Annotated in this window: 13 protein-coding genes; 7 read left to right on the forward strand and 6 right to left on the reverse strand. The window is 68.4% G+C overall.

Annotation, left to right across the window (positions count from 1 at the left end; genetic code table 11):
- The 3 genes from AB0I03_RS25970 to AB0I03_RS25980 all read right to left on the reverse strand — a co-directional run.
- A partial coding sequence (locus tag AB0I03_RS25970) for a hypothetical protein (protein WP_360417231.1) occupies nucleotides 1-489 on the reverse strand: 489 nt, incomplete at its 3' end.
- A 9-nt stretch (nucleotides 490-498) separates the two neighbouring features.
- Nucleotides 499-999: a hypothetical protein gene (locus tag AB0I03_RS25975; protein WP_102927042.1), complete on the reverse strand. Its 501-nt coding sequence runs from the start codon at nucleotides 997-999 to the stop codon at nucleotides 499-501.
- 2 nt (nucleotides 1,000-1,001) lie between these two features.
- The gene (locus AB0I03_RS25980; protein ID WP_102927043.1) at nucleotides 1,002-1,757 is read right to left on the reverse strand and encodes a hypothetical protein; all 756 of its coding nucleotides are present in this window, start codon (nucleotides 1,755-1,757) and stop codon (nucleotides 1,002-1,004) included.
- Between the two features lie 196 nt (nucleotides 1,758-1,953).
- On the opposite strand from AB0I03_RS25980, the gene AB0I03_RS25985 reads away from it, so the two are divergent.
- From AB0I03_RS25985 to AB0I03_RS26015, 7 genes are all read left to right on the forward strand, one after another.
- Nucleotides 1,954-2,208 carry a hypothetical protein gene (locus AB0I03_RS25985; protein ID WP_102927044.1) on the forward strand — a complete coding sequence of 85 codons (255 nt, stop codon included), beginning with the start codon at nucleotides 1,954-1,956 and terminating at the stop codon, nucleotides 2,206-2,208.
- Between the two features lie 270 nt (nucleotides 2,209-2,478).
- A complete protein-coding gene (locus AB0I03_RS25990) occupies nucleotides 2,479-2,799 on the forward strand; it encodes a hypothetical protein (RefSeq protein WP_146051284.1) in 321 nt (106 codons plus the stop codon).
- On the forward strand, nucleotides 2,796-3,257 hold the full coding sequence (locus AB0I03_RS25995; protein ID WP_146051285.1) for a hypothetical protein: 462 nt from the start codon (nucleotides 2,796-2,798) through the stop codon (nucleotides 3,255-3,257). Before AB0I03_RS25990 ends, AB0I03_RS25995 begins: the two co-directional genes overlap by 4 nt.
- Nucleotides 3,258-3,374: 117 nt before the next feature.
- On the forward strand, nucleotides 3,375-4,625 hold the full coding sequence (locus AB0I03_RS26000; RefSeq protein WP_102927046.1) for a competence protein CoiA family protein: 1,251 nt from the start codon (nucleotides 3,375-3,377) through the stop codon (nucleotides 4,623-4,625).
- Nucleotides 4,626-5,173: 548 nt separating this feature from the next.
- A complete protein-coding gene (locus AB0I03_RS26005; protein ID WP_102927047.1) occupies nucleotides 5,174-5,419 on the forward strand; it encodes a hypothetical protein in 246 nt (81 codons plus the stop codon).
- 921 nt (nucleotides 5,420-6,340) lie between these two features.
- Nucleotides 6,341-6,565 (forward strand): hypothetical protein, encoded by a 225-nt coding sequence (locus tag AB0I03_RS26010; protein ID WP_102927048.1) that lies wholly within the window; start codon nucleotides 6,341-6,343, stop codon nucleotides 6,563-6,565.
- 58 nt (nucleotides 6,566-6,623) lie between these two features.
- Complete coding sequence (locus tag AB0I03_RS26015) at nucleotides 6,624-7,376, forward strand: helix-turn-helix transcriptional regulator (RefSeq protein WP_146051286.1); 753 nt, start codon at nucleotides 6,624-6,626, stop codon at nucleotides 7,374-7,376.
- Nucleotides 7,377-7,542: 166 nt separating this feature from the next.
- On the opposite strand, the gene AB0I03_RS26020 is transcribed toward AB0I03_RS26015, so the two are convergent.
- The 3 genes from AB0I03_RS26020 to AB0I03_RS26030 form a co-directional block, all read right to left on the reverse strand.
- Nucleotides 7,543-8,481 (reverse strand): hypothetical protein, encoded by a 939-nt coding sequence (locus tag AB0I03_RS26020; protein WP_102927050.1) that lies wholly within the window; start codon nucleotides 8,479-8,481, stop codon nucleotides 7,543-7,545.
- On the reverse strand, nucleotides 8,478-9,116 hold the full coding sequence (locus AB0I03_RS26025) for a plasmid partition protein (RefSeq protein WP_102927051.1): 639 nt from the start codon (nucleotides 9,114-9,116) through the stop codon (nucleotides 8,478-8,480). The genes AB0I03_RS26020 and AB0I03_RS26025 overlap by 4 nt, the downstream gene beginning before the upstream one ends.
- A gap of 152 nt (nucleotides 9,117-9,268) precedes the next feature.
- Nucleotides 9,269-10,021, reverse strand: a 753-nt coding sequence (locus AB0I03_RS26030; RefSeq protein ID WP_360417236.1) for a hypothetical protein, incomplete at its 5' end; no start/stop codon positions are given.

Below are 10,021 nucleotides of genomic sequence, written 5' to 3' on the forward strand. Positions count from 1 at the left end.
GGCCAGCAGCAATGCGGCGGCCGTGCGGTGTCGGCGGGCGCGCAGCTGGCCGCGGCCCGCCTGGAGCATCACGGGCGTGATCGGGATGTGCTCGAACGTCTCCCTGTCGACGCGGATTTGGTAGTCGCCCCACTGCATCATGCGGTAGGGGATGACCGGGGACATGCCTCCGGCGCCGTATCCGCCGTATCCGTAGAGGCCGCCGCGTCGCATCTGCTGCCGCTGCTGGTGCATGCGCATGGTCTGCATCTGCATCGACATCCGCTGTTGCTTCTCCAGGGCGGCGATGTTCTGCCGTGCGTTCGCGGAGAAACGGCGCCTTCCACGCTCCCAGATAGCGTGCTGCTCGTTGAGGAGGCGGTGCGCGATATGCGTATCTGTCTGGTCGTCAGCACGCCACCAGCGGCCGAATTCGGCACGCAGATGACGCGCCCCCACCGTGAGAGTGTGCACGTCGCCTTCGCTGGGCTTTTTCTCTCCCCGCTTCATCACAGCCCTTTACAGCGTGCTGGTGAGGAGTTCGCCGATGGTGTTTCCGCTCGTACGGATCAGCCCCATGGCCATACCGAGGAGACCGGCGGACGCACCGAGCCACACCCCCACCAGGGCGCCCCGCACCACGGGGGAGGTGAGGTCACGCCTGCCCGATTTGATGAGCCCCAAATAGAACATCAGCAGGACAATTCCCGTGATGGCGCCACCGACGCCGACTTTCTCTCCGCCGGTGATCGCGGCTTTCGTACCACCGGGCACTGACACTCCCGTGGCGTGCTCCAGCGCGTATTTCCCCAGCCCTTGGCCGAGCGCGGCGGCGCTGCCGCCCATCGCCCCGAGGATGCCCCCGCCAAGCAGCAGCAGAGCAGCAATTGCCACCCCCATGAAAAAGTGGACACGGGGGGTCGGATCCCCACCATTCCACCGGCCGATCTGGTACGCGAGCAGCGCCAGGCCCAGCACGATCGAGCCGATACCGCCTGCCGCGGCCCCCACCGTATTCATCGTCAAACTCCCGTCAGCCACGTCAACGTCAGGCGCCACGCAAACCGCCCGAACCCAAGGACCACCACCCACGCCAGGGTCACGACCACCAGCCGGAGCACGTACCCGACGTACCGCATGCGCCAGCCCCGCACGAGGGCGGACTTCACCACCCCCACCAGCGCCATCACCAGATGCGCCAACGAGCTGGCCAGCGCGCTCCCAATGGGGACGAACGAGATCACGGCAAGCACCCCGGCCACCAGCAGCACCCACCCCAGCGGCGCCAGCAGACCCTGCGTGCGGACGGCGTCGACCAGACCCGCGGCCGGGCCAACACCCCACACCCACGCGGCCACCGACAGCACCACCGCCGGGACGTTCAGGCCGAGGTGCAGCCACGCGATGTCCAGTCCGCGTTTCTGGGCGGCGATGTTCGGGTCCAGCCGGTCCGCGATGGCGTCACCGATCTGCGCGCCAATCTCCGCAGCCTGCCCCATCTGCGCACCGATGTCGTGCAGCGCGGCTTGCGCCTCCGGTGCGTGCTCCGCCCACGCGTCCTTCGCTGCCTCCGCCGGCCTGCTCCACCAGGGCCGGTCGTCCTCGTCCGCGGCCTCCGGCGGACCCTCGTCCGGGGTCGGGGCAGCCGGGCCCGGGGCCACCTCGGCGGCGCCGGATAGTGCCGTGTCGCCGTCGGCATCGTCGGACAACTCCGCGACCACCGCAGGGGGCTCGGGCGGGTCCGTACCCGCGGTTCCGGCGTCGTTGTCGTCCGTCATGCCACCCCCTTTGGCTCCGACGGCGAAGCGCAGCCCGCCGCCCGGTCCGTGCAGGGTAGCCGCTGGTCAGCACGTGCGGCACGCCTGATCGCTACGCGAAATCCGGATTCGGGGACCGCGCCCCCGCCGCAGCTGTCCCCTGGCAGGGTGAAGGGGTCCCGGGACGTCGCCGGGCCGCGAGGATTAAGGGGGATACATGGCGTATCGCTACGAATGCCGCGCCTGCAAAGGGGAGTCCACCAAGGTGGACACACGCGAGGAGGCCGAGAACGTCCAGCAGCTGCACCGCGCGGTGGAGCACGGCGGACTCGCCCCCGCCGCTGGCGACATCGTGCGTCCCAGCCGGATTCCGGTGCCGCAGGGACCACCTCCGGTGACCACCAGGAAGGCCCTGGCGCTCCTGGGGCTACTGGCCGTCGGGCTTCTGATTGCCCGTCTGCTCGGTCAGTGATTGGTCGTTACGAAATGCTTTGCAAGGTCGCAGATTGACTTCTAGGGGCCCAACGACCTGCGGTTTTAGGGGAGTTGACGTTTTCCTTGTGAAGTGGGAGAGTATCGCTCGGCAGCGCCACTAGTGCGTCTGCTTGGCGTTTGGCTCTCCTTCTCGTAGAGAAGTGGGGGCCTTTTTTATTCGCCACCGCCCACCAGGCCCCCGTAGCACTTGCGGGGGCCTTTTCCATTGCCGCGGAGGTCGTCCTTGCTTCCTTTGTCTGCTCCCGTTGTGCCCGGAGCCGCGTTCGGTGTGCCCGTGTGGCTGGCTGCGCTCTGTGCCCTGGTGCTGCTTGCCGTACTGGCGCTGATCGCCGGTATCGCCTGCGTCGTCTTCCGCAGGGCCGAGCAGGGGGAACTGCCCAATGCGCTGCTGGGGCTCAGCCATGTCATCTCGGCTCTGTGCGGGCTGCTGCCGTGGGGTAGGCCGGCCACACCGCCGGCGCTGCCCGAACCTTCCTGTCCGGAGCCGGAGTCTCCTGCACCGGCCACGGTTGTCCTGGTGCGCGGCGAACCTGCCGGACGTCTTCCGGAGCGAGGTGGTGCACGGTGACCGGGCACCCGCGAACGGAGCGGACCAACGAATTGGCCGAGGTGCTGAAGACCATGAAGGCACCGGAGGCGATGGCGGTCCTGGCTTACGTGCTCTACGGAAGCACTCCGGAGCTGATCGGGCAGCAGCTCGGGATCACCACCTATGCAGCGTTCCGCGTGGTGTCCCAGTCGCTGTCCATGCTTCGACACCCCGCTCAGGTCCAGAAGTTACGCGACTACATCATGGATACGGACGGCGAGGTGGTCATCGACTTCGAGCTGCGCGGCATGATCCGGGGCTGGAACATGGAGCGGTTCGCTCCGGTGTGCGTCCAGTGCGCCAGGCGCTACCAGCTTGATCGGCTGCACAGCCCGTACGTGTGGAGGAACTTCCTCGGCCGTCCGCGAAAGTACTGCTCGAACCGGTGCCGGCAGGCTGCTTACCGGGCCCGCCGCAGCGAGCGGAATACCCCGTGAGCGGGGACGGGCGGCACCCACTGTGGGTGCCGCCCGCCATCGCCGATGCCCACGACACCCGGTGTCAGTACCCCGGAGCATCATGGCCCTGGAGCTGGAGCGGCGGGGAGGGGCCAGGTGCAGTTCACTGCTGAGCACGCCGAGTGGGGGCGGGTGGACATCACCCTGGACGATCTGGGCTGTGGCCGGTCGTGGGAAGAGATCCACCGCGTGCGGGGCGTGGAGCTGGTCTGCCCGGAGTGCGGCGGCCAGGTTCACGCCCGGGTGTCCAAGCTGGGCACCCGGCACCTCTACCACCGCACAAAGCCGCCGTCGTGCTCGCTGGCGAACGAGTCGCTGGAGCATCACCTGCTGAAGCTGGAGCTGGTGACGTGTGCGCGCGCCGCCGGGTTCCGGGCTGAGCTGGAGGTCGCCGCGCCGACCGGGGAGTGGCGGGCGGACGTGATGGTCCTCAACGCGGACGGTTCCTGGTTGATGGCGTTGGAAGCGCAGTTGTCTCCGATCACGGTGGAGGACATCGCGGCGCGGACCGGTCTGTACGAGCGGGACGGGGTGGCGGTGTGCTGGTTCGGCCTCCGGCCGCGTCCGTGGGTGGGCACCGTGCCCACGCTTCTGGTCCAGGCCCCCGAGGAGCAAGGGCAGACGTGGACGGTGACGGCCGGCCTGGCGCGCTTCTCCGACCGGCCGGTGAGCTGGCTGCCGGTCGGCACGGGGCTAAGCGACGCGGTCGCCTGGATGCTGACGGGCCGAATAGTGCCGCACACGCCCCTCTCCAGCCAGCGGGTCACCGGCAAGGACTGGGGTTACGAGTGGGCGGAGGGCTGGACCAGGTACTGGAACGATTCCTGGCGGCTGTGGTGGACGACCCCCGCCTACGCGGCCCGAGACGCCGAATGCGCCCGGGAACGGGCGGAGGCCCGGCGGCGACAGGAGGCGGAGGAGAAGGCCGCGGCGCGGCGACGGGAAGAGAAGGCCAAGCAGCGGGCGGCCAAAAACCGTCTCTACCGGGCGTTTTGGGACCGTACTGGCCTGGACCGGCAGGCTTGGCGCGGCTTCCGAGCCCTGGCCGAGCTGCACCTCGACTGCCCCCTGGCCTTCGGCGCTCCGGATGCGCGGTATGGCGATGGCCGGCCGGTGTACGAGCGCAGCGGACCCGACGGCGAGCAGTGGACGCTGATCGGTATCGCCTGCCCGGACCCGGGCCGGCTACGAGCCTGGGCAGAGGAGTTGCCGCTGCTGGTCCCCTCCTACGCCGACCTTGATGTCCTGGCCGGCCGGGCGTGGGCGCCGTTCCAGGTCTATGTGCTCGACCCGTACACCGGAGAGATCGACCAGGAGCGCGTGCCGCCGGCCTCCGTCAGTCCCTAAGACCAACGTCGAGGCCAATGTGCGGGCCGGGCTGATCGAGCGGGCCAGGCGTAGCCACGACCACAGCACGAAGAGGGCCGGAGGCAGGACAAGTGCCTCCGGCCCTCGGCTATGACCGTACGCGACACCGGAGATTCGCTGGTCACCGGGGTTGCGCGGCTAACCCTTCAGCCTGTACGGGCGCGTGGGAACGGGAGTTGGGTAGCGCGGTCCCATGTTCGTGCGGCAGGCGGCTGTAGCAGTGCCGCCGGGTTGATTCAAGTGGCCGCGAAAATAGGGCCGCCGTGGGACGGAACGCCCGGTTCCACACCCCTGGCTTGCGTTTTCGCTGGTCAGAGGCCCGTGATGGGGGCGACGAACGATCCAGACTGATGGGGCATCACCGGTTCAACGCAAATCCACCTGAACTATCGAATGGGCGCCGCGTGCGGTGGTCGTCCCGCGCCCGGACGCGACCGACGGGCCTGCGGGGCTAACCCCTCCGCCGTCCACGGTGACCCCACCCCATCAATCCGCGTGGCTCCAACACGCCCAAGCAAGGGAAGACCATGTCCTCTACCAACCCGACCAATCCGACCGTCGTGCCCCAGCAGTCGCCCGAGGAACCCGCCGCGCCGCAGCGCGCCCTGTGGCCCTTGACGGTCTTCAACGCGGTGCTGGTCATGCTGCTCATAGGGGCCGGCATCCTCTACGTGACGTGGCGGCACCCGTCTCTGGGGACCCCGGTCCAGACGGCCATCGCAGGCGTGACCGTGCTCGTCACGGTCGCCCTGGCCCTGGCCCGCCATCGGTAAGTGCCCGGTGCCGCCGGCCGGCTCAGGCCGGCGGCACACCCCAGTCCGGCCCTCCACCGCCACTCGAACAGGTCGGTGTCGGTCAGACCCACCGTGTCCAGGCCAGGCCAGGCCACACCCAGGTTCTCGCTGTCGATGCGGGCTCGGCGGCCGCCAGTCGGCGCCGACGGCTGCTCATGGTGCGACCCGCTGGCGCCGCCGGCTTCCTGGTGGCCCGGCCGCTCAGTCAGTGAACCCGGTGCCAGACACACGTGTGGCCCGGCCAAATGGCCGGGCCACATCTGCGCTTCCTCAGCTTCGCGCTCTGTCGAGTGCGTGCTGGTGAGTTGGTGGGGGTTCCGCTGCAACGGAAGGTCCCCTACTTGTCCCTGGTGCGTCCACAGCAATACGGATTCGCCGCCGGGGGTTCGCGTGCACACGCGAACTGACAGGCATAATCCTGACTGACGGAACACCAAACCGGCAACCACCATTGTGCATGCTCCTTACAGCACGTGAAAAATCACCGCACTGACCTGCGGAAACTCGGCCCCGCCGGAATCTATCCCTCCCAGGTTGTTCGCGACAGTCCCGCGACGAACCATAAACAACTGAAGAGAAGCGGAGCACGCTCAGTTGTTTATTCCTTGTCGGAGATTTTCAAGATTCTTCTCGCCTTGCACCATGTACCTCTTGACCTGCGAAAACACCGTCGAGAACTCTGCGGAAGCCGCGCTCCCGACGAATCCGTGCAATCTCTCCGACAGCGCAGCGTGTGACGGGTTTCGTGACGCCGGGTCGGCATTGACAAGGTGTGCCTAGTCCAGCAACCACGTGCGTACGCACCTGCGTTGAGGCCAGTAGCGTGAAAACGGCCCTACCTCCCGGCTGCAACCGGGCGGGCCAGTCCACAGCAATCCGTCGCCTCCGCTGGAGTCTTCATTGTCCCTGGTCCTTGCTAAGAACTCCGACGCCTCGCAGCCCCAGTCCGAGCCTCCGGCTCCGCGTCCCCGCCTGTCCTGGGTCGACCTGGTCCTCCTGGTCGTCGTGCTCGGATCGCTGGTCACCCTCCTCGCCCTGGGGATCGACCTGGAACGGTCGGTGGCTGTCGTGAGCGTCGCCGGCGTCGTCAGCGTCGAACTGCGGCGCCGCTTCACCCAGTCCTAACGATCCCCTGGCCCGGGGCCACCGTGCCCCGGGCCGCGGGCTCGCGAAAGGAGCTGCGGTGGCCCGCCCCATGAACGCCCTGCCCACTGGTGACGGCCATGACCGTCACCTGGTGGACTTCGCCGAGGCCCTGCGCGCGCTGCGCCAACGGGCCTCACACCCAAGCCTCGCCGAGATGTCCGAGCGCTCCGGCGTCTGCATCGCCTCGCTCTCCGGCGCGCACAACGGCCGCACGCTGCCCACCTGGCGGACAGTGGAGGGATACGTCCGGGCCTGCGGCGCCGATCCCGAACCGTGGCGCTCCAGGTGGGAGAACCTCCGTCTCACCCAGCGCACCGATACCTGCGACAAGCACGCAGCCGTGCTGAAGCGATGGGCTCGCACCGGGCAACTCACGCCGCCCCAGTGGGTGAAGAGCGAGGCCGAGCTGGCCCGGCTCCTGGATCACATGCGCCGCTTCCGCGGGCTGAGCCTGCGAGACCTTGCACGCTACCGGGCCGGCTTCTCCCACCACACCTACGGCGCCGTGCTTCGCGGTGACCGGCCGATGTCCACCGCCATGCTCATCGCCCTGCTGGGCGCCTGCAAAGTGGGTCCGGGCCCCACCGAGCGGTGGGTGTCGATACTGGCCGTTGTGCGACCGTCGGAGTGGTATTCCGTCGAGTCCTGGCGAAGCGGCCAACCACGCCACTGGCGCCCCTTCGCCATGAACAGCGGCGGAGGCGTGATCCGTGACAGGGCACGTCGCTTCCCACTGGCCATGAACAGCGGCGGAGGCATGGTCAGTGACGGGGAGCGTCGCTTCTACTAGCTCTGACCCGCCGGCGATGAGTGCCAGTGCCGCCGGCCGACTCAGGCCGGCGGCACACCCCAGTCCATGTCCCGCTGCAACCAGGCGGGCCTCCTACGGCGACAAAGCGCGCCGGCAGCGGCCTCCACCCCAGGGACAAGGGCCGCCCACTGGCTCTGCTGCGCGCTCAGGTCGACTGCGGCAAGAAGCCGTTGGCCCTGGCGACGGCCTTGGCTGCGGTGTCCTTGGCCGATGCCAGGATCTTGGCGGCTTCCCCTGCGTCCTCTTCGAGCGCCTTCTTGATGCGGGCGGGGGCGAGGGCGCGGTGGGCAGCCTCCAGGTGCATCACGGCGCTGCGCAGGTCCTCCAGCGCAGATGCCTGCTGACCTCGGCCGGGCTGGGGCATGTTGGCCACGAGTTCCCGCACGAGGGCGGTCAGCTCGTCCTGCGACAGCTCCTTGTCCTCCTTGCGCGGCACCTGCTGGACGATGCCGCTGATCGCCTTCACGGTGACCGTCTTGCCGGTGGCGTCCTTGATGGTCTCGTGGACGGCGATGGAGGTGTCGGGGCCGTAGTCCTTGGTGATCGGATTGAGGGCGCTGGCCGCCTTCTTGCCGATGCTGGGCGTGTCTGCACGTGCAGACATTTCGTTCGAATTCCTTTCGAACGGTTTGTCTGCACGTGCAGACAGCAGCTCTCCGATCGCGTACGCGGTCATCTCTTCGTAGGCGATGGGGCGGGACTTCTTGAAGACTTCCTCGGCGAAGGCACCGAAGGTGCCGTGCGTCTTTCGGTACAGGCGGCGGTTGTTGATGTTGGCCATGGCCTTGCCCATGACCCACCAGGCGTCCTCGAACTGCTGGACTCCCCGCATGCAGAGCGCGAGGATCTGCTCCTCTTCGTCGCTGAGGTCGCCCGTCGCGTCCGGCGTCTCGATGGGCTCCGGCAGGTCGGCGAGCACCATCATCTTCTCCGGCCGCCCCTGCGCGAAGGTTCGGCCGGCCGGGCTGTGCCCGTCGCCTTCGGTCGCGGCGGGGGAGCCGCCCTGCTGGCCGGGGACGGCGACCACAGCGCCCGCGGCGGCCTTGCGGGCCTGACGCTCCTTGAAGGGGTTGGCCTTGCTCACGGCAGCAGGCCCCTCTCTTCCATCTCGGTGACGAGTTCGTCGAACACCGAGCCCTTGGCCTGGATGTCGCTGCCTTCGTGGGTGCGCATGTACTTGACCACGGACGGCACCACCGTGGTGAACACGTTGTAGCCCTCGTCCTCCAGGTACTCCCGCACCTGTTTGATCTCGTTGACGCCCGTCGGAGCCTTGCACAGCAGCACCCAGGTGGCCGGCGGCTGGCTGTCCGGCCGTAGGGGCGCAGTGTCCTGGATGAACTCCTTGGTCGGGAGCTCCTCCATGCGCTCGACGTCGTTCATCGACGGCGGGAGGTTGATGACGGCCAGGTCGGCGAGGCGCAGCACGGAGGCGCCGACGCCCTTGTGGTCTTCGAGGTGTCCCACGTCCACGACGCCGATGCCGTCCTCGAACCCGGCCGGGATCATCTGAGGGACGTTCATGTGGAACGCCGATGTGGCGGCCTGCTGGACGACGAACGGGTACGTGCCCGCGGCCTGCCAGCGGCTGAACTGCCGGGAGTCGTCCGCGTCGAAGCCGATCACCTTACGTCCGCGCTCATGCAGGGCATGGCTCATCCACGCGGAGTTCGTGGTCTTGCCCGTGCTGCGAGGGCTGACATTGGCGATGAAGAACATGGAGTGAGCCTACCGACCTGGCTCTTTGCCCGAACACCACGTGGTCAGCATGTACTGGTTCGAGTGACCCGGAAAGCAAAAGCAGCCTCCGCTACCCGGGCGTCCCGCACGGGACACCCGGATGTACCGGTCGGCGCCGGCCTTCGCGCCCACTAGCAGCCCCGCGGGCGGTTGCGGGGCCATCCGTCGGTGAAGGCCCTGAGTTGTCTCCGTTGCTGTTCCTCCTCCGTGATGCGGTCGCGGAGTACGACTTGGTCGATGTAAGGGGCGACGGCGGCGAGGACCAGGCGCTGAAGCTCGGCCGGGTCGAGTGCCTCGACCTCCCACTGCACCGGCTGGCCGGGGTCGAGCCTGTATCGGCTGGCGAATCCTGCCCAACGCGGGTCGCCGGCCTTTCCCGCAGCTGCGGGCAGCTCGTACTCGCGCACCTGGGGGTGAGTGAGCAGGACGCGTTCCACGTTGCTCCAGCAGTCTGTGCGGGCCACCCAGTCCCGTTCGATGTCGGCGCCCGAAGCGTCGAAGTCGCCGACGTAGAGCAGCACGGCCGGGCGCGGGTCGCGGGCCGTGCGCTCCCGTACGACCTGTACGTAGCTCTGACTGCCGAAACCTCGGACGACAAGCACGGGGATGCCTGTACGCTCCAGCCAGCCAGTCAGCTGAGCCCGTAGCGTGTCCTTCTCGCACGCCACGTACAGGGCCGTTGTCTGGCCGGCTGTCCGGTCCAGGGCGAACCAGTCGGGCGCGGCCCGGAGGAACGCACCGGCGTCCGGCCAGGCCGGCGGAACGTGGACTTCGCGCAACGGGTCGATGAGGTCGGGGAACCGCTCCTCCCGTCGGGCTTGGGCGAGACGGGCGGACAGATGCCGGTACGTCGGCGCGGTGTGCGGGATCAGCCCCTCCGAGAC

Origin of the sequence: Glycomyces sp. NPDC021274 (assembly GCF_040641195.1) — a bacterium.
Classification (GTDB): Bacteria; Actinomycetota; Actinomycetes; order Mycobacteriales; family Micromonosporaceae; genus Glycomyces.

Coding starts and splice junctions, on each gene's coding strand:
- AB0I03_RS25975 (WP_102927042.1), bottom strand. CDS start 999: ATGAATACGGTGGGGGCCGCGGCAGGCGGTATCGGCTCGATCGTGCTG.
- AB0I03_RS25980 (WP_102927043.1), bottom strand. CDS start 1,757: ATGACGGACGACAACGACGCCGGAACCGCGGGTACGGACCCGCCCGAG.
- AB0I03_RS25985 (WP_102927044.1), top strand. CDS start 1,954: ATGGCGTATCGCTACGAATGCCGCGCCTGCAAAGGGGAGTCCACCAAG.
- AB0I03_RS26005 (WP_102927047.1), top strand. CDS start 5,174: ATGTCCTCTACCAACCCGACCAATCCGACCGTCGTGCCCCAGCAGTCG.
- AB0I03_RS26025 (WP_102927051.1), bottom strand. CDS start 9,116: ATGTTCTTCATCGCCAATGTCAGCCCTCGCAGCACGGGCAAGACCACG.